This is a genomic window from Duganella sp. CF402 (assembly GCF_900109645.1).
GTDB lineage: Bacteria > Pseudomonadota > Gammaproteobacteria > Burkholderiales > Burkholderiaceae_D > Rugamonas.
Genome location: NZ_FOBG01000003.1, coordinates 404,603 through 422,967, shown reverse-complemented (window position 1 = coordinate 422,967; position 18,365 = coordinate 404,603). Strand labels below are relative to the sequence as shown.

The 18,365-nt window shown below is 64.5% G+C and carries 12 protein-coding genes and 3 tRNA genes; 12 read left to right on the top strand and 3 right to left on the bottom strand.

All coding sequences use genetic code 11. The features are described 5' to 3' along the window. Nucleotides 1-17 precede the first annotated feature (17 nt). Nucleotides 18-797 (bottom strand): SDR family oxidoreductase, encoded by a 780-nt coding sequence (locus BMZ70_RS23970; protein WP_092280210.1) that lies wholly within the window; start codon nucleotides 795-797, stop codon nucleotides 18-20. Nucleotides 798-821: 24 nt separating this feature from the next. On the opposite strand from BMZ70_RS23970, the gene BMZ70_RS23965 reads away from it, so the two are divergent. The 3 genes from BMZ70_RS23965 (at nucleotide 822) to BMZ70_RS23955 (ending at nucleotide 4,763) form a co-directional block, all read left to right on the top strand. Then, entirely contained in the window at nucleotides 822-1,964 is a 1,143-nt protein-coding gene (locus BMZ70_RS23965) for a class I SAM-dependent methyltransferase (protein ID WP_092280208.1), read from the top strand. A gap of 116 nt (nucleotides 1,965-2,080) precedes the next feature. Next, nucleotides 2,081-3,103, top strand: coding sequence for a J domain-containing protein (locus BMZ70_RS23960; protein ID WP_092280206.1), 1,023 nt, complete (start codon nucleotides 2,081-2,083; stop codon nucleotides 3,101-3,103). Nucleotides 3,104-3,179: 76 nt separating this feature from the next. Further along, nucleotides 3,180-4,763, top strand: a complete 1,584-nt coding sequence (locus BMZ70_RS23955) for a DUF3369 domain-containing protein (protein ID WP_092280204.1) — start codon at nucleotides 3,180-3,182, stop codon at nucleotides 4,761-4,763. A gap of 75 nt (nucleotides 4,764-4,838) precedes the next feature. Here BMZ70_RS23955 and BMZ70_RS23950 read toward each other — a convergent pair whose 3' ends face one another. Further along, nucleotides 4,839-8,102, bottom strand: coding sequence for an EAL domain-containing protein (locus BMZ70_RS23950; RefSeq protein ID WP_092280202.1), 3,264 nt, complete (start codon nucleotides 8,100-8,102; stop codon nucleotides 4,839-4,841). 195 nt (nucleotides 8,103-8,297) lie between these two features. Between BMZ70_RS23950 and BMZ70_RS23945 the strand changes: the two genes are divergently transcribed. The 5 genes from BMZ70_RS23945 to rpsJ all read left to right on the top strand — a co-directional run bounded on the left by BMZ70_RS23945 (nucleotide 8,298) and on the right by rpsJ (nucleotide 10,368). Beyond that, nucleotides 8,298-8,382 (top strand) — tRNA-Tyr (locus tag BMZ70_RS23945). Nucleotides 8,383-8,441: 59 nt separating this feature from the next. Continuing rightward, nucleotides 8,442-8,515 (top strand) — tRNA-Gly (locus tag BMZ70_RS23940). A 57-nt stretch (nucleotides 8,516-8,572) separates the two neighbouring features. Next, nucleotides 8,573-8,647: transfer RNA gene (locus BMZ70_RS23935), tRNA-Thr, on the top strand. An 85-nt stretch (nucleotides 8,648-8,732) separates the two neighbouring features. Further along, nucleotides 8,733-9,923 (top strand): elongation factor Tu, encoded by a 1,191-nt coding sequence (gene tuf / locus BMZ70_RS23930; RefSeq protein WP_092280200.1) that lies wholly within the window; start codon nucleotides 8,733-8,735, stop codon nucleotides 9,921-9,923. A gap of 127 nt (nucleotides 9,924-10,050) precedes the next feature. Further along, on the top strand, nucleotides 10,051-10,368 hold the full coding sequence (gene rpsJ, locus BMZ70_RS23925) for a 30S ribosomal protein S10 (protein ID WP_072786805.1): 318 nt from the start codon (nucleotides 10,051-10,053) through the stop codon (nucleotides 10,366-10,368). A gap of 86 nt (nucleotides 10,369-10,454) precedes the next feature. On the opposite strand, the gene BMZ70_RS23920 is transcribed toward rpsJ, so the two are convergent. Further along, the gene (locus BMZ70_RS23920) at nucleotides 10,455-11,729 is read right to left on the bottom strand and encodes an ROK family transcriptional regulator (protein WP_165403582.1); all 1,275 of its coding nucleotides are present in this window, start codon (nucleotides 11,727-11,729) and stop codon (nucleotides 10,455-10,457) included. 294 nt (nucleotides 11,730-12,023) lie between these two features. On the opposite strand from BMZ70_RS23920, the gene BMZ70_RS23915 reads away from it, so the two are divergent. The 4 genes from BMZ70_RS23915 to BMZ70_RS23900 all read left to right on the top strand — a co-directional run bounded on the left by BMZ70_RS23915 (nucleotide 12,024) and on the right by BMZ70_RS23900 (nucleotide 18,358). After that, nucleotides 12,024-14,990, top strand: coding sequence for a TonB-dependent receptor (locus BMZ70_RS23915; protein WP_092280196.1), 2,967 nt, complete (start codon nucleotides 12,024-12,026; stop codon nucleotides 14,988-14,990). A 111-nt stretch (nucleotides 14,991-15,101) separates the two neighbouring features. After that, a complete protein-coding gene (locus BMZ70_RS23910) occupies nucleotides 15,102-16,673 on the top strand; it encodes a tryptophan halogenase family protein (protein ID WP_092280194.1) in 1,572 nt (523 codons plus the stop codon). Beyond that, a complete protein-coding gene (locus tag BMZ70_RS23905) occupies nucleotides 16,663-17,361 on the top strand; it encodes a SapC family protein (RefSeq protein WP_092280192.1) in 699 nt (232 codons plus the stop codon). The genes BMZ70_RS23910 and BMZ70_RS23905 overlap by 11 nt, the downstream gene beginning before the upstream one ends. Continuing rightward, on the top strand, nucleotides 17,354-18,358 hold the full coding sequence (locus BMZ70_RS23900; RefSeq protein ID WP_092280190.1) for a cupin-like domain-containing protein: 1,005 nt from the start codon (nucleotides 17,354-17,356) through the stop codon (nucleotides 18,356-18,358). Before BMZ70_RS23905 ends, BMZ70_RS23900 begins: the two co-directional genes overlap by 8 nt. Nucleotides 18,359-18,365: the final 7 nt, after the last annotated feature.

Sequence of the window (18,365 nt, the reverse complement as noted above, 5' to 3'; positions counted from 1 at the left end):
AACCTTTTTGATATAAATTATTTAGCTAAAAACATCACATCGCGCGACAGCGGCAGCAAGTGCTGGCCGCCATCGACCAGCAGCGTGGTGCCGGTGACGGCGCGCGCCGACGCGGCATACAGCACGGCGTCGACGATGTCTTGTGGAGTGCTGGAACGGCCCAGCGGCGTTTGCTGGTGCGCGTTGGCGAAACCGGCTTCGGTCTGGTCGCCGGAGACCATCGTCAGGCCCGGCGCCACGCCGACCACCCGCAGCTTGGGCGCCAGCTGCTGCGCCAGCATGGTGGTGGCGGTGTGCAGCGCAGCCTTGGACAGGGTGTACGACAAAAAATCAGGATTGAGATTGTACAGCTTCTGGTCCAGCAGGTTGATAACGGCCGCTTGCTGGCCGTCCGGCGTGGACGCGTGCAGGGCTTGCGCCAGCAGCAGCGGCGCGCCGACGTTGGCGCGCATGTGGGCGTCCAGCCTGGCCATGCTGAAGTCGGTGGCGCTGTCGTAGTCGAACAGCGAGGCGCTGTTGACCACGCAGTGCAGCGCGCCCAGCGCGGCCACGGCGCGCGGCACCAGTTCGCGCACCGCCGCCTCGTCGGCCAGCTCGCAGTGCAGGGCGACGGCGCGCCGGCCCAGCGCGAGAATCTCGGCCACCACCGCTTTCGCCTCGGCCTCGGAAGCGCGGTAGTGCACCGCCACGTCCCAGCCGGCGTGCGCCATGCCAAGCGCGATGGCGCGGCCGAGCCGGCGGCCGGCGCCCGTAACGAGGGCCGCACGCGGCCCGGAATTGTCCTTAGCTGTCATCATGTTTGAACTGGATATAATGCCGGGATGTCCTTACCCGTACCTTCTAGCGACGCGCTGGCCGCGTCCCACGCCCTGCAGCACCTGATCGCCGCCGAAATCGAAAGCAATGCCGGTGCCATTTCCTTCGCCCGCTATATGGAGCTGGCCCTGTACGCGCCCGGTCTGGGCTACTACAGCGGCGGCTCCGCCAAACTAGGCAAAGATGGCGATTTTACAACCGCTCCCGAGCTGTCGCCGCTGTTCGGCGCGGCGCTGGCACAGGTTGCAGCCGCTATTATCGCCCAAAGCGCGCCGAACATCCTCGAATTCGGCGCCGGCACCGGCAAGCTGGCGTTCGATATCCTGACCGAGCTGGCTGCCGCCGGGGTCACGGTGGAACGCTACAGCATCGTCGAACTGTCAGGCGAGCTGCGCGGCCGCCAGCAGGAAAAGCTGCGCGGCTTCCCGCAGGTGGAATGGCTGGATGCGATGCCGGCGTCGTTCGACGGCGTGGTGTTCGGCAATGAGGTGCTGGATGCGATGCCGGTGCAGCTGGTGATCAAGAACCCTCAGGGCTGGCAGGAACTGCAGGTGACGGTCAGCGACGGCCGCTTCCAATATCTGGAAGCGCCGGCCAGCGCGGAACTGCTGGCGCAGGTCGCGCGCCAGATTCCCGAGCATGAATTGCTGCCGGTCGGCTACGTGACCGAGCTGCATGGTATCGCCTGCGGTTTCATGGCGACGCTGGCGCGCATGATGGGCAAGGGCGCCGCCTTCCTGTTCGACTACGGCTTCCCGGCGCACGAATACTATTTCGACCAGCGCGCCACCGGCACCCTGATGTGCCACTACCGCCACCACGCCCACCCGGACCCGTTCTATTATCCCGGCCTGCAGGACATCACCGCCCACGTCGACTTCACGGCGATGGCGCTGGCGGCGCAGGAGGCGGGCGCCGACGTGCTGGGCTATCTGAACCAGTCCGGCTTCCTGCTGGGCGCCGGCATCGGCGAGCTGTTGCTGCGCACCGACCCGGCCGATGCGGTCGCCTACCTGCCGCAGGCGCGCGCCATGCAAAAGCTGGTGTCGCCGGCCGAGATGGGCGAATTGTTCAAGGTGCTGGCGGTCGGCAAGGGCGTGGAATTGCCCGACGCCATCGTCGCCCAGGACCGCACGCACCGTTTGTGATGGCCTGTAGACGGAAAAACACAATAGCCAGAAAAGCAAGTCAATTCCTTGCATGCTCCCACGGTTGCATGCGCTAAGATGGGCTATGATGACTGATTCCGCGTCGATTTCCGTTTATGGCCAAGATACATACTCACTATGACAACCTGAAAGTGTCGCGCATGGCGCCGCAGGAAGTCATACGTGCCGCCTACAAGGCGCTGAGCCAAAAATACCACCCTGATAAAAATCCGGGTGATGAGAAGGCTGCGCGCATCATGGCCATCCTGAACAGCGCCTACGAGACCTTGTCCGACCCGCAGCGCCGCAAGGAGCACGACGAGTGGATCGCCTCCGAAGAGTGGGAAATCGAATGGCTGGAAAGCACCCGCAACGAGGACGGTCACGCGCACGGTGCCCGTAGCGACAAGCACAAGCACGAGCGCGACTGGCATCCCGAACACGTCCACGAAACCGTGCGCCCGCGCGCCCGCCGCCGCGACTGGAAAGTCTGGGGCGGACTGGCGGTCTGCCTGGTGCTGGGCTGGCTGGGCGGCGCCACGATGGTGGCCGAGCCGCAGCTGGTTTCCAATATGCTGAGCGCGGCGTGGGGCGGCAAGGGCATCAACGCCAATGCCGCCACGCCGGAGGCGCCGCGTCCGCAGCACGATCCGCAGCGCGCCGAACTGCGCGAAGCCTGGGCCACGGTGCGCCTGAATGAGGCGCATATCGCCAAGCCGGCGCCGGTCAAGGTGATGACCCTGTCGCAGGTGGTGGTGCCGAGCGCCGGCGCCGAGTGCGACAGCGAAACCCCGACCCAGACCCTGGTGGCGCCCAACGGCGAGCCGTGGCCGGCCCATTCCGGCTATATGGAGGGTTTCCCGGTCGGCAATCGCGGCGAGGACATGCAGCTGACGCTGGATAACGCCGGCAATAACTCGGCGGTCTTCATCAAGGTCTACGACATCGACCGGCGCGCCAATGTGCGCTATGCCTATGTGCAGGCGCACGACAAGCTGCTGGTCGATAAGCTGACCAACGGCAAGTACGAAATCCGCTACCAGAACCTCGATGCGGGCGCCAATCCGGGCGCCTGCGCCGCCGCCAACCGCACGGCGGCGGCCGGATCGGAAGCAGGGGCGTCCCCCGTCAACAACTAGAACTGTGGGGTAGCGCAATAAGAGTTGTCATGGGAGGGCGAATCTGTTTATCCTACGGTAACAAAGGAGATTGCGTATGACCGATTCCAACGCCACAGACGACAACTGGCTGATCGACGAAGACGAAGACGAGCTTCCTGCCAGCGGTCTTGCGGCGCCGGACCAGCGCCTGTGGCGCGTGCTGATCGTCGACGACGACGTCGACGTGCACGCCGTCACCCGGCTGGCGCTACGCAATGTCAGCTTCAAGGGCCGCGAGCTGGAGCTGTTCTCGGCCTACAGCGGGCGCGAAGCCTACGACATCCTGCGCGACACGCCGGACATCGCGCTGGTGCTGCTGGACGTGGTGATGGAAACCGACGACGCCGGCCTGCTGCTGGCGCGCCGCATCCGCGAAGAACTCCACAATTCCATCGTGCGCGTGGTGCTGCGCACCGGCCAGCCGGGCCAGGCGCCCGAGCAGCGCGTCATCATCGAATACGATATCAACGACTACAAGGCCAAGACCGAGCTGACCACGCAGAAGCTGTTCACCACGGTCATTTCGGCGCTGCGCGCCTACGAGAGCCTGAACATGCTCGAGCGCAGCCGCATCGGCCTCGGCAAGATTCTGGCCGGCGCCACCAATCTGTACCAGATCCATTCGCTGCGCGAGTTCGCCTCGGGCGTGCTGAACCAGGTCAGTGCCATCCTCGACGTCGGCTCGGACGGCGTGCTGTGCCTGATGCAGGGCGATACCGGCGTCACCACCGTGGTGGCGGCCACCGGCAACTATGCCGCGCTCAACGAGTCGGAACTGATGCCGACCGGGCACCCGCTGTGGCCGACCATCGTCAAGGCTTTCAACGAGAAGAAATCGCAGTTCGAGCATCCGGCCAATGTGCTGTTCATCCATACCCAGGAAAACCGCGAGGTGGCGATTTCGGTGACGCCGCCGTGGCCGCTGGCGCAGATCCAGCGCGACCTGCTGGAAGTGTTCTGCCAGCGCATCGCCGCCGCGTTCGACAACCTGTACATGTTCGGCCAGCTGCGCAAGGCGCAGGAGGCCACGGTGGTGGCGCTGGCCGACCTGGCCGAGTTCCGCGATAGCGGCACCGGCGGCCATGTGCGGCGGGTGCAGCTGCTGTCGTCGACGCTGGCGCAAACGCTGCATGAGCGCGGCGCCTATGCGGACGAGGTGACGCCGCAGCTGCTGGAAATGATCGGCCTGGCGTCCATCCTGCATGACGTGGGCAAGGTGGCGACGCCGGACCACATCCTGCTCAAGCCGGGCATCCACACGCCGGAAGAGCGCGCCGAGATGCAGCAGCACGCGGCGGTCGGCCAGACCATCCTCGAACGTGCGGCCAAGATGGTGGACGGCGTCAGCTACCTGACCTATGGCGCGGAAATCGCCGGCGGCCACCATGAGCACTGGGATGGCAATGGCTATCCGAACCAGCTCAAGGAACGCGCGATCCCGATCGCGGCGCGGATTGTGGCGGTGATCGATGTGTTCGATTCGCTGCTGCACGAGCGTCCATACAAGGAGCCGTGGCCGCACACCGAGGCGGTGGCCTATATCAAGGACCGCGCCGGCAAGCAGTTCGATCCGGAAGTGGTGGCGGCTTTGCTCGAGATGATCGAGCGCGATCCAAGCATCGGCCGCACCCCGGATTAGCGTCATTCCGGCGTAGGCCGGAATCCATGCTGAGCTAGCGTTCTATGGGTCCCGGCCTACGCCGGGACGACGGGGCTAGGCGGCAACGACGGCGGTGGCGCTGCGCACCATCGCCTCGAACTGCGCCACCGGCATCGGCCGGGCGAACAGATAACCCTGCGCTTCATCGCACTGCTTGGCGCGCAGGAAGTCGCGCTGCGCTTCGGTTTCCACGCCTTCCGCAATCACTTCCAGCCCCAGTGAGTGGGCCAGCGCAATGGTGGCGGCGACGATCACGGCATCGTCCGGATCGCTCTCGATATCCTTCACGAAACCTCGGTCGATCTTGATGCGGTCCAGCTCGAACAGCTTGAGGTAGCTCAGCGACGAGTAGCCGGTGCCGAAGTCGTCAATCGCCACCTTGATGCCGCGCGACCGCAGCTCCACCAGCAGCGCGCGGCTGCGTTCCGGATCCTGCATCGCCGCCGATTCGGTAATCTCCAGCTCCAGCAAGGCCGGGTTGACGCCCTGGCTGTGCAGCAGGCGGTCCAGGTGCGGCAGCAGGCCCGGGCCGTGGCACTGGCGCGCCGACAGGTTCACCGCCAGCCGCAGGTGCGCCAGCTCCGGCGTGCGCCACGAGTCCAGCAAGCTGATGGCGCGCTGCAGCACCCAGTCGCCCAGCGGCAGGATCAACCCGGACTCTTCGGCGATCGGGATGAAGCGGTCCGGCCCCACCATGCCCAGTTCCGGATGGTGCCAGCGCAGCAGCGCTTCGGCGCCGATGATGCGCTGGGTCGCCAGCTCGATCTGCGGTTGCAAATAGAGCTCGAATTCGTTTTGCTCCAGCGCCTGCCACAGGCGGTTTTCCAGCATCAGGCGTTCGTGGGTGGCGGTGTTCATGTCTTCCGAGAAGAACTGGAAGTTGCCGCGCCCCTGGCTCTTGGCCGCGTACATGGCGGTGTCGGCGTGGCGCATCAGGGTGCCGGCATCCTCGCCGTCGTCGGGGAACATGGCCACGCCCACGCTGGCGCCGCTGTGCACGGTCTTGCCTTGCAGGTGATACGGCGTGGTCAGCGCGTCGACGATGCGCACCGCGATATTGGAGGCTTCATCCGGCGTGATGGCGCCGTCGGTGACCACGATGAATTCGTCGCCGCCGAGGCGGGCGATGGTGTCGACTTCGCGCAGCAGTTCCTGCAGCCGCTGCGAGACCGCCACCAGCAGCAGGTCGCCGGTGGCGTGGCCGTGGGTGTCGTTGATTTTCTTGAAGTGATCGAGGTCGATGAACAGTACCGCCGCCTTGCCGCCGCTGCGGCGGGTCTGCGCCAGCAATTGTTCCAGGCGCAAGTTCAGGGATAAGCGGTTCGCCAGTCCGGTCAGCGTGTCGTGGTGCGCCAGGCGGTGGATGCGCTCCTGCGCCAGGTGCTGTTCGGTCAGGTCGTGCAGGATGGCGACGAACAGGTGCTCGTCCGGCAATTCCACTTCCGACACCGACATCGCCAGCGGGAATTCGCTGCCGTCGCTGCGCCAGCCGGGCAGTTCGTATTCGTGGGTGACGCCGCAGGCGATCATGCGCAGCAGGCCGGCCGCATCCAGCCCGGCTGCTTCGCCGATGCCGACCGGGATCAGCTTGTCGAGCGGCAGCGCGGTCATCTTTTCCGGCGCGTAGCCGAACAGGCGGCCGGCGGCGGCGTTGGCCGACATCAGTACGCCGTTGCCGTCGATGGTGAGGATGGCGTCGGCCGCCTTGTTGAGGATGGCTTGCAGGCGCGCTTCGCGCTGGCGCAGGCGCGAGGTGGAATCCTTGACTTCGGCCTGGATGCGGGCGCGCTCGCCGGAGATCAGCATCATCAGCGTGCCCAGCAGGCCGGTCAGCAGCAGGCCGCAGGTCAGCACGGTCCAACTTTGCCAGCCGCGCTGTTGCTGCAGATAGGCCGGGGTCGGCGCCAGCGTCAGCTCGTAGATGCGGCCGCCGAAGTGCAACTGGCGCTGGTAGTCGCCGGCGTGCACCGCGCGGCCCAGCGTGTCCTGCACCACGCGGCGCGGACTGTCGTCGTCGGTGTCTTCAAAGCGCAGCAGGAAGTGCGGGAACTCGGAGCGCTTCAAGGCCTGGTTGAGGTAGGCCTCGAACTGCATGGCGATCAGCAGCGAGCCGACGGCCTGGTGATGATTGCCGGTCGGGTGCACGGTTTGCAGCAGCAGCAGGCCGGTGCCGGGCAGGGTGCGGGCGAACTGCAGCGGCGCGGTGGCGGTCGGCTGGCCGGACTGGATGGCGCGGTCCAGCGCATCGCGGCGGCGTTGCTCGGACAGGAAGTCCAGCCCCACGTAGTCGCGCGCCACGGCCGGTTCGACGAAGGTGACGGCAAAGTAGCGGTCGCGCAGGGCGGCCGGAATCAGCGGCTGGCCGGGGCGGCCGATGTCGCGGATGCTGTAGCCGGGATCGACCTGCTGGCGCGCCCACGCTTCAAACGCCGGGCGCTCGCTGCCGGCCACCGGCATCAGCCAGCCCATCGACAGCAGTTCGGGGCGCTGGTCGAGGTAGCCGTGCGCGAGGTTGCTGAAATCGTCCGGGCTGATGCTGCGGCGCGGATCGTTGAGGGCCTTGGCCATCGCGTAGATGAAGCGTTCGTGTTCGCTGAACTGGGCTTGCAGCAAGTCGCCGGTCTGCTGCGCCTTGAGACGGAAGGTTTGCAGCTGCTGGCTGTTTTCCCAGCGGTCGGCCTGCAGGTAGATGGCAATGAAGGCGGCGGCCGACAGCAGCAGCGGCAGGCCCACCAGCGTGCGGCGCCGCGCCCACAGCGCGCGCGGGCGGCCGATCAGGATCCAGGTCAGCGGCGCCGCCAGCAGGATGCCGATGGTGTCGCCCATCCACCAGGCCAGCCAGTCGTTGGCGACGGTCTCGCGCTGCAGGATGCCCAGCAACAGCATGCCGGACAGCGACACGGTACTCGACACCACGGTCACGCTGACGGCCAGCAGGATGAAGCGCACCACGTCGCGGCCGGAGCCGATGGCGGGATCGATGTAGCGGCGGAACAGGGTGCTGCCGACCCATGCCTGCAGCGCGGCGCCGACGGCCGGCGCCAAGGCGCCCATCACGGCCAGGCGGGTAATGCCGGCCGGGCTCAGCGCCGGCATTACCAGGTTCACCGCCAGCGAACCGAGCGCCACGGCCGGCAGCAGGCGGGCGCCGCCGGCCACGCAGGCGGCCAGCGCGATGCCGGCGGGGAGAAAGATGGGAGAGGCATAGCCTGGTGGCAGCGCCAGCAGCAGGCCGAGGCGGCCGGCAAGGAAATATGCGGCCCACAAGACCAGATTGGCAAGCAGGAGGATAGGCCAGCGACCGCTACGATTATTCAAACGCAAGGCTCCGAGAGTTTCATTTGATCAACTGATTGTATAGGAAATTGTTCAGCGTAAAAACAACACTTGCACAATTGCAGTTCGTGCGTTTAAAATCTCGCCCCGAAGCAGACGAACTATCAGCGCGACATCGACAAGATGAAAACGGGTTGACAGCTCAGAAAAATTGCTTCATACTCTGCGGTTCCTCGCGGAGGGGTGGCCGAGTGGTTAAAGGCGACGGACTGTAAATCCGTTCTCTCAGAGTACACTGGTTCGAATCCAGTCCCCTCCACCAAGTTTTTGCAAAAAGACTGAGTGGCGCAGTAAGTGAATGATGAATTGAACCAATACCTCGCGGGTGTAGCTCAATGGTAGAGCTGAAGCCTTCCAAGCTTATGACGAGGGTTCGATTCCCTTCACCCGCTCCAGTGTTGTTGCAATTCAGATGCGCAAGCATCGCAGTTGTAAAGCGTAGTACCCAATAAGCCCTTTTAGCTCAGTGGTAGAGCACTCCCTTGGTAAGGGAGAGGCCACGTGTTCAATCCACGTAAAGGGCACCAGAATACGCAGTACGGCAGTACGGTAGCACTATCAAAGTTGGGCAGGGTTCCCTGCCAATCACACCAAAATCGTTAGGAGTCTAAAATGGCAAAAGAGAAATTCGAGCGGACCAAGCCGCACGTTAACGTCGGCACCATCGGCCACGTCGACCACGGCAAGACCACCCTGACCGCTGCAATCGCAACCGTTCTGTCGAAAAAATTCGGCGGCGAAGCTAAAGCCTACGACCAGATCGACGCTGCACCAGAAGAAAAAGCACGCGGCATTACCATCAACACCGCTCACGTTGAGTACGAAACCGCCGGCCGTCACTACGCCCACGTTGACTGCCCAGGCCACGCCGACTACATCAAAAACATGATTACCGGTGCTGCGCAGATGGACGGCGCGATCCTGGTTTGCTCCGCAGCTGACGGCCCAATGCCACAGACCCGCGAGCACATCCTGCTGGCCCGTCAGGTTGGCGTTCCATACATCATCGTGTTCCTGAACAAGTGCGACCTGGTGGACGACGCAGAACTGCTGGAACTGGTGGAAATGGAAGTGCGCGAGCTGTTGTCGAAATACGAATTCCCAGGCGACGACCTGCCAATCGTAAAAGGTTCGGCACGTATGGCGCTGGACGGCGACACCGGCCCACTGGGCGAACAGGCGATCATGCAACTGGCCGACGCGCTGGACAGCTACATCCCAACCCCGGAGCGCGCAGTTGACGGCGCCTTCCTGATGCCAGTGGAAGACGTGTTCTCGATCTCGGGTCGCGGTACCGTGGTGACCGGTCGTGTTGAGCGCGGCATCATCAAAGTCGGCGAAGAGATCGAAATCGTCGGCATCATCGATACCGTGAAAACCACCTGCACCGGCGTGGAAATGTTCCGCAAACTGCTGGACCAGGGTCAAGCAGGCGACAACGTTGGTCTGCTGCTGCGCGGCACCAAGCGTGAAGACGTGCAACGTGGTCAAGTTCTGGCAAAACCAGGCTCGATCAAGCCGCACAACCACTTCACCGGCGAGATCTATGTTCTGTCGAAAGACGAAGGCGGCCGTCACACCCCGTTCTTCAACAACTATCGTCCACAGTTCTACTTCCGTACCACCGACGTGACCGGTTCGATCGAACTGCCAGCGGACAAAGAAATGGTTATGCCAGGCGACAACGTGTCGATCACCGTTAAGCTGATCAACCCGATCGCGATGGAAGAAGGTCTGCGCTTCGCAATCCGCGAAGGCGGCCGTACCGTTGGTGCAGGCGTTGTAGCGAAGATCCTGGGCTAATTTTTTAGCTTGGCGTGAAACAGGGCCGGCATGGCGTGATACCATGTCGGCCCTGTTGTACCAAACTCGTTCTTTTTAAAATTGCTGGCGCTACAAAGTTGCCAGTTCGCTCTTTCAAGGAATTATCATGACCGTTACCAATCAAAAAATCCGTATCCGCCTGAAGGCTTTCGACTACAAGCTGATCGACCAGTCGGCCCTGGAAATCGTTGACACCGCTAAGCGCACCGGCGCCGTTGTCAAAGGCCCAGTTCCACTGCCAACCCGCATCCAGCGTTTCGACGTGCTGCGTTCGCCACACGTGAACAAAACCTCGCGCGACCAGTTCGAAATCCGCACCCACCAGCGCCTGATGGACATCGTCGACCCAACCGACAAGACCGTTGACGCACTGATGAAGCTGGACCTGCCAGCTGGCGTTGATGTCGAAATCAAACTGCAGTAATCGTGTTTAGGTTGGCAGCGCGCCCTGGCGCTGCTGCCGGCTGATGAAAGGCCCGGAGCGCGCAAGCGTCCGGGCCTTTTGTTTTGTCAGCTCCAGGCCCAGAAGCCGGCGGCCAGCGCCGACGGCACTTCGCCGCCCAGCTTGTCGTGGCTGCGGCGCGCCGTGTCCTGGCCGACGAAGGGGCGCATCAGGTAGTGGCGCGCCATCGCGGCGCCGCCGATGGCGATGGCGTTGTCGCCGAAATGCGGCGTGCGGATGGTCGGCGCCGGCAGCAGGGTGGCGCTGGCGCAGTCGTGCAGCACGCCCCGGCCCGGCCCGATAAAGCGTTCGCCCAGGCGCAGCGCGGCGCCGCCGATCACGATGCACATCGGGTCGAACGCCACCCACAGATTGTTCAGCAGCACGCCGAGGTTGCGTCCGGCCGCTTCCACCGCGCGCGCGGCACGCGGCTCGCCCGCTTCGGCTTCGGTGAACAATTGCTCCAGCTGTTCCGGCGTCGATGGCTGCGGCCGGCCGTACACCTCGTCCATCAGCGCTTGCAGGCCGATCAGGGCGTCGGCGCAACCACGGCGGCCGCACGAGCAGGCCGGGCCGCCTTGCTGCAGGATGGTGTGGCCGACCTCGCCGGCGAAGCCGTACAAGCCGGTCAGCAGGCGGCCGTTGACGATGATGCCGGCGCCGACGCCGTGGCCGATACTCAGGTAGATCAGCGGGTCGGCGCCGATCTGGCCGGAGAATTCCAGCTCGGCCAGCGCCGCCACGTTCGCTTCATTCTGGATGAACAGCGGCAGCTCGGCCAGCGCGCTGCCGGCAAACTGGCTGCGCAGCTGGCTGGCGACGTCGACATTGCGCCAGCCCAGGTGGGGGGCGTAGTGCAGCACGCCGGTGGCGTCGTCCACCACGCCGTGCAAACCGACGCCGATGCCGCGCACGGTGCGCCCGGCCAGCGCCGGGCCGGTGGCCAGCTCGCCCAGGCCTTGCGCCACCAGCGCGATGCAGCCGGCGGTGTCGGCCGGATCGAGGTAGGGCAGCTCCTGCTCGGCCAGCACCTCGCCCAGCAGGTTGGTGGCGACGATGCGCGCCATGCCGATGCCCATGTCGGCCCCGAGCAGGGCCAGGCGGTCGCCGTCGAGCTGCAGCGGCGTGGCGCGGCGGCCCAGCGCGCCGGTCACGCGCAGCTCGCTTTCGGTCAGCCAGCCTTCGTCCAGCAGTTCGCGCACCAGCAGGCTGACGGTGGATTTGGTCAGGCCCACGGCCTCGGCCAGCGCCGCGCGCGACAAGCCGGGCTCGCTGCACAGCTGGCGCACCAGTGCCATGCGATTGATTTGCTTGAGTAATTGCTGGTCGCCGGCGACGATCATGGTCCTGTTTCCAAAGTGAGGCGTCTGCGGATCATACACCAAGCTTGTCACAACGACTATCGATCTGCAGGTGGGCATAGGCCGATCCGCTTTGGTGCGTCTTTACAACGATTTACATAGTTTCGGCCTGGAGTTTGTTCGATCAATTGACGAATGGAAGCGTTTCTCCTATCCTGAACTTGTCTTTCGGGCACCATCACGCCCACCGTAGTGCCACCACTTCCGGCATTGCTTTCGACCCGTGCGATCCAAGCCGGTATAAATGATAAAAAAGGAGATGAAGTGCATAAAAATATGAAAACGATTTCAGCGCGCCCCCTGCGCAGCCGCCGCTTAATCAGCCTGGCGGTTGCCAGTGCTTGCGCCAGCTTCCTGCCGGCGTATGCCCAGGAGGTGGCCAAGGCTGCCGAGGAGGTCGACGCACCGAAAGTGGTTGTGACTGGTATCCGCGCCAGCCTGCAATCGACCCTGAACCTGAAACGCAATTCCGACGGTATCGTCGACGGCATCGTGGCCGACGACATCGGTAAGTTCCCGGACACCAACCTGGCCGAATCGCTGCAGCGCATTTCCGGCGTGTCGATCGACCGCAGCAACGGCGAAGGCCAGAAAGTCACCGTGCGCGGTGTCGGTCCCGACCTCAATATGGTGCTGCTGAACGGCCGCCAGATGCCGACCTCCAACCTGGGCGACCTGTCGGGCCGCGCCTTCGACTTCTCCAACCTGGCCTCGGAAGCGATCTCGCAGATCCAGGTCTACAAGACCAGCCGCGCCGACTCGCCACCAGGCGGCATTGGCGCCACCGTCAACATCATGACCGCGCGTCCGTTCGACCGTCCGGGCATGCAGGCCAGCGTCGGCATCAAGGGCGTGTACGACACCTCGAACAACAACCTGCCAGGCGAAGACAAGGCCTCGAGCTCGCTGACTCCGGAAATCTCGGGCATCTACTCGAACACCTCGGCTGACGGCATGTTTGGTATCGCTATCAGCGGCAGCTACCAGGAGCGCAACCTGGGCGTGAACCAGTCGGGCATCCCGAACGGCTGGCGCGGCCCATTCAGCGCCGATGAAAACAACTGGGGTACTATCCCGCAAGCGGGCCAGGCCGGCTACGGCGACATCACCAACCGTCCGACCGGCAGCAGCGTGTACTCGGTGCCGCAGAATATCTCGTACTACATGAAGGGCATGCAGCGCCAGCGTACCAACGGCCAGCTGACCCTGCAGTTCAAGCCAGTCAAGGAACTGGTCACCACCCTGGACTACACCTACTCGCAGAACAAGATCCAGACCAAGTCGCACGAGCTGAGCGCCTGGTTCAACATGGGTCCGTCGGTGAGCTCGTGGACCGGCGGTCCGGTGTCCTCGCCGATCTTCTACCAGGAAAACGTCACGGCGCAGGATATCGCCATGAACGGCGGCGACTACGCCACCAAGTCGGAAAACAAATCGCTGGGCTTCAACGCCGTCTGGAAACCGAACTCGGACCTGAAGTTCATGTTCGACGCCCACCACTCGACTGCGGAATCGATGAAGGACAGCCCGTTCGGCTCGGCCAACAACCTGGCCACCGTGTCCTTCAGCCGTGGCAACACCCGCGTCGACTTCAGCCACGAAATGCCGGTGCTGAGCATCCAGGGCGCCGACTTCATCAAGGCGCCGATGCAGGTGTCGGGCTCCTGGTTCCAGGAAGGCTACCAGAAGATGAAGATCGACCAGGCCCAGGCCACCGGTAGCTGGAAGCTGCTGGAAGCGTCGAACCTGAACTTCGGCGTGTCGGCAACCAAGGTCAACAACCGTTCCGCCTTCCAGCAAGTGCAGAGCGACACCTGGGGCGGCGCCACCAAGGCTTCGGACTATCCGCAATCGCTGTTCCACGCGGATGACCTGCGCAAGTACTTCAGCAAGATGGATGGCGTGAACGACCCTAACCTGTTCAACCAGATCCACATCTTCAACTTCGCCGCCATCCGCCAGGTGGTGTCGGACGCCACCGGCAAGCCGGCGCTGTACATGCCTAGCCTGTCCAACCCGGACTACGACCGCCGCACCGAGGAGAAATCCAAGTCGGCCCACGTCCAGCTGGTGACCGAGTGGGATACCGCGATCCCGATGCACACCGGTATCGGCGTGCGCTTCGAGAAGACCGACGTGCTGTCGACCGCGCTGTCGCAGACGCCGACCGAAATCCGCTGGGTCTCGCAGAATGAGTTCCCGGTCACCTTCAACGGCAAGGCCTTCACCTCGCAGAGCGGTTCGTACAGCAATGCGCTGCCGAGCGTCGACTGGGATGCCGACCTGCGCCGTGACTTCAAGGTCCGCGCCAGCTATGGCACCACCATCGGCCGTCCGCGCTACGACCAGATCCAGGGCGGCACCACCATCGGCGCCACCGCCAACGTCAACGGCGACAGCGCCTCGACGGGTAACCCGGCACTGAAACCGGTCAAGTCGCGCAACCTCGACCTGTCGGCCGAGTGGTACTACAACGACAAGAGCGTGGTGTCGCTGGGCCTGTTCGGCAAGAAGCTGAGCAACTACGCCGGCCAGTCGGTGACCGACATTCCACAGGCTAACCTGCACACCCCGGTGGGCGGCAAGTACTGGAACGCGGCGCTGGCCGGTGGTTGTATCGTGACCGACACCGCTTGCATCCGTAACTTCATCTTCAAGAACTTCAACGGCCAGCCTGGCGTGGTACGCGGGCCGGACAATGAGAAAGGTGAAATCACCGGCGTCATCACCGGCCAGCCGAGCGATCCGATCATCAACTTCCAGACCACCAGCTACGTCAACGCCAAGTCGGCCAACGTGCACGGTGCCGAGGTCAACTGGCAGCACATGTTCGGCAACAGCGGCTTCGGCGTGCAGGCCAACTACACCTACGTGAAAGCGGGCCTGGCGTTCAACAACACCAGCAAGGGCGACCAGTTCGCGCTGGTGGGGCTGTCGAACTCGGCCAACGTGGTCGGTATCTACGAGGATGACAAGTGGAGCGGCCGTCTCGCCTACAACTGGCGCGGCGAGTTCCTGTCCTCGACCACCGACCTGGCCGGCGCCAACCCGCAATACGTGGAGCCGTATGGCCAGGTGGACTTGAGCGTGGGCTATGCCTGGAACAAGAACCTGAGCTTCCAGTTCGAGGCCATCAACCTGACCGACGAACTGCAGCGCGTGCATGGCCGTACCGAGAAGATGGTGTTGAACATCGTCCAATCGGGCCCACGCTACATGCTGTCGGCGCGCTACAAGTTCTAAAGACTCTGTAGTACTGAAGTACTGAGAGGGGGAGGGGCGGGTCGTGCCGCCCCGACACTTGCAGCAGGCCGTGCCATCCTGGCGGCCTGCTTTTTTTGTCCAGGGTACTGCATGAGTGAACTACGACACATTGTGATCGTGGGTGGCGGCTCGGCCGGCTGGCTGACGGCCGGCGTGATCGCGGCCGAACATGCCGCGCATCCGGGCGCGCGCGTGCGCGTCACCTTGCTGGAATCGCCCGACGTGGCGCCGATCGGCGTGGGCGAGGGCACCTGGCCCAGCATGCGCGATACGCTGGCCCGCATCGGCGTGTCCGAATCCGATTTCTTCCGCGAATGCGACGCCGCTTTCAAGCAGGGCTCGCGCTTTAACCGCTGGGTCACCGGCGGCGATGACGATTTTTACTTCCATCCCTTTGTCGTGCCGCAGGGCTACGGCGAAGCCAACCTGGCGGCGCGCTGGCGCCAGACCCGGCCCGATGTCGCGTTTGCCGACCTGGCCAGTTTCCAGCCGCAGCTGTGCCTGCACGGGCGCGCGCCCAAGCAGGCCGCCACGCCGGAATACGCGGCCGTGTCCAACTACGGCTACCACCTCGACGCCGGCAAGTTCGGCGTGTTCCTGCGCCGCCATTGCATCGAGCGGCTGCAGGTGCGCCACATAGTCGACCATGTGGCCGGCGTGCAGTCGCACGACCACGGCGACATCGCCGCGCTGCAGACGCGCCACCACGGCGCCATCGCGGCCGACCTGTTCATCGACTGCAGCGGCGCGCAATCGCTGCTGCTGGGCCAGCACTATGGCGTGCCGCTGCGCTCGCAGCGCCACATCCTGTTCAACGACAGCGCGCTGGCGCTGCAGCTGCCCTATCCGGACGAGCACAGCCCGATCGCCTCGCAAACCAATTCCACCGCGCAGGCGGCCGGCTGGATCTGGGACATCGGCCTGCCGACCCGGCGCGGCATCGGCTATGTGTATTCCAGCGCGCACACCAGCGACGAGCAGGCCGAGAAAGCGCTGCAAGCTTACGTGCGCCAGACCAGCGGCGCGCAGGAGGCGCCGATGCCGCGCAAGCTGTCGTTCCAGCCCGGCTACCGCGAGCACTTCTGGCACCGCAACTGCGTCGCCATCGGCCAGTCGGCCGGCTTCATCGAGCCGCTGGAAGCGTCGGCGCTGGCGATGGTGGAACTGGGCGCGGCCACGCTGGCCGACGTGCTGCCCGACAACCGCGCCGGCATGGAGATCGCCGCCCAGCGCTACAACGACGCTTTCCGCTACCGCTGGGAACGCGTGATCGATTTCCTCAAGCTGCACTACCTCCTCAGCAAGCGCGACGACAGCGCCTACTGGCGCGACAACCGGCAAGCGTCGTCGGTGCCGCCGCGCCTGCAGGAACTGCTGGCCTTGTGGCGTTACCAGCCGCCGTCGCACTACGACTTGCCGCGCATCGAGGAAGTGTTTCCGGCGGCCAGCTACCAGTACATCCTGTACGGCATGGGCTTCGCGACCGACTACGGCGACGCCCGCCGCCGCTCGGACCTGCCGCAGCTGGCCGACGCTTATTTCGCCGAGGCGCAAACGCTGACCCGCAAGATGCTGGCCGGCCTGCCCACCAACCGCGAGCTGATCAACCATATCAAGCGCCACGGGCTGCCACGCCCGGGCCACCCCATCCATGACCAATAACGTAATGCTCAACAATGTCGATCACGCCAACCTGCGCGTGATCACCCAGCGCGGCGCCCGGTACGGCGACAACGTGATGACCTGCGCCACCTTCCCGGCCGAGTTCCGCGACGTGCAGGCCCATTATCCGATCGTATTTCGCCAGACCGAGGACGGCCCCGGCTTCGAGCCGCACGTGCTGCTGGGCTTCCAGGAAAAGGAAAACCTCTACCTGACGCCGCAAGGCTGGGACGCCGGCTACGTGCCGATGGCGATGGAGCGGCTGCCGTTCCTGATCGGCCGCTCGGGCGACCAGCTCAACATCCACATCGACCTCGACAGCCCGCGCGTCAGCCGTGCTGAAGGGGAGGCGCTGTTCCTGGCCTATGGCGGCATCACGCCTTACCTCGAGCACGTCAACTCGATGCTGCTGGCCATCCACGCAGGCTTGCAGGGCTTGCAGCCTTTCATTGCGGCGCTGCGCGAGCACGACTTGCTGGAATCGTTCGTGGCCGACATCGAGCTGGAAGACGGCTCGCAAAACCGTTTATACGGTTTCCACACCATCAACGAAGAGGCGCTGATGCGCCTGCCGGGTTCGGTGCTGGAAAGCCTGAGCCGCGCCGGCCATTTGCAGGCGATCTACATGGTGGTGGCGTCGCTGTCCAACTTCCGTGGCCTGATCGAGCGCAAGCAGCGTCATGGCTAGGCCGATCCGCGAACTGCATGGCCTGACGCCAGGCGATCTCGGCGACGAGTTGCTGACCTCGACCGAGCCGCTGATCCTGCGCGGCCTGGCCGGGCAGTGGCCGCTGGTGCAGGCGGCGCGCGCCTCGCAGCGCGCGGCCAGCGACTACCTGCGCCGCTTCTACAATGGCGCGCCGGTGGTGGCCATGCTGGGCACGCCGGACATCAAGGGCCGCTACTTCTACAACGACGATGTCAGCGGCTTCAATTTCAACAAAGTGCGCACCGGCCTGCCGGGCGTGCTGGACGAACTGGAAGCGCACCGCGACGATGCGCAGCCGCCCGCCATCTATGTCGGCTCGACCGAGATCGACCTGTGCCTGCCGGGACTGGGCGCCGAGAACGACCTCGGACTGGCGTCGCGCCAGCCCTACGTCAGCATCTGGCTCGGCAACCAGACCCGCATCGCCGCCCATTACGACTTGCCGGACAATATCGCGGTGGTGGCGGCCGGGCGCCGCCGCTTCACCCTGTTCCCGCCGGAGCAGGTGAGCAATCTGTATGTGGGGCCGCTGGACTTCACCATCGCCGGCCAGCCGGTCAGCATGGTCGATTTCCACCAGCCCGACCACGAACGCTATCCGCGTTTCAGCGAGGCGCTCGCGCACGCAGCCAGCGCCGAGCTGGAAGCGGGCGACGCCATTTTCATTCCCAGCATGTGGTGGCACCACGTGGAGGCGCTGGCGCCGTTCAATGTGCTGATCAACTACTGGTGGCGGCAATCGCCGGCCTTCATGGACACGCCGACCAACACCCTGATGCACGCCCTGATCAGCCTGCGCGGCCTGCCGCTGGCGCAGCGCGACGCGTGGCATGCCTTGTTCAAGCACTACATCTTCGACAGCGACGGCAGCGAAGCCGAGCACCTGCCGCCGGCCGCGCGCCGCGTGCTGGCGCCGCTGGACGACAACATGGCGCGCGCCTTGCGCACCCAGATTCTTAACCGCATCAACCGCTAAGGAAACC

Excerpts from the sequence above, each read along its gene's own strand:
- BMZ70_RS23905 (WP_092280192.1), top strand. The coding sequence starts at position 16,663 with ATGACCAATAACGTAATGCTCAACAATGTCGATCACGCCAACCTGCGC.
- tuf (WP_092280200.1), top strand. The coding sequence starts at position 8,733 with ATGGCAAAAGAGAAATTCGAGCGGACCAAGCCGCACGTTAACGTCGGC.
- BMZ70_RS23970 (WP_092280210.1), bottom strand. The coding sequence starts at position 797 with ATGATGACAGCTAAGGACAATTCCGGGCCGCGTGCGGCCCTCGTTACG.
- rpsJ (WP_072786805.1), top strand. The coding sequence starts at position 10,051 with ATGACCGTTACCAATCAAAAAATCCGTATCCGCCTGAAGGCTTTCGAC.
- BMZ70_RS23965 (WP_092280208.1), top strand. The coding sequence starts at position 822 with ATGTCCTTACCCGTACCTTCTAGCGACGCGCTGGCCGCGTCCCACGCC.
- BMZ70_RS23960 (WP_092280206.1), top strand. The coding sequence starts at position 2,081 with ATGGCCAAGATACATACTCACTATGACAACCTGAAAGTGTCGCGCATG.
- BMZ70_RS23915 (WP_092280196.1), top strand. The coding sequence starts at position 12,024 with ATGAAAACGATTTCAGCGCGCCCCCTGCGCAGCCGCCGCTTAATCAGC.
- BMZ70_RS23955 (WP_092280204.1), top strand. The coding sequence starts at position 3,180 with ATGACCGATTCCAACGCCACAGACGACAACTGGCTGATCGACGAAGAC.
- BMZ70_RS23910 (WP_092280194.1), top strand. The coding sequence starts at position 15,102 with ATGAGTGAACTACGACACATTGTGATCGTGGGTGGCGGCTCGGCCGGC.
- BMZ70_RS23900 (WP_092280190.1), top strand. The coding sequence starts at position 17,354 with ATGGCTAGGCCGATCCGCGAACTGCATGGCCTGACGCCAGGCGATCTC.
- BMZ70_RS23920 (WP_165403582.1), bottom strand. The coding sequence starts at position 11,729 with ATGATCGTCGCCGGCGACCAGCAATTACTCAAGCAAATCAATCGCATG.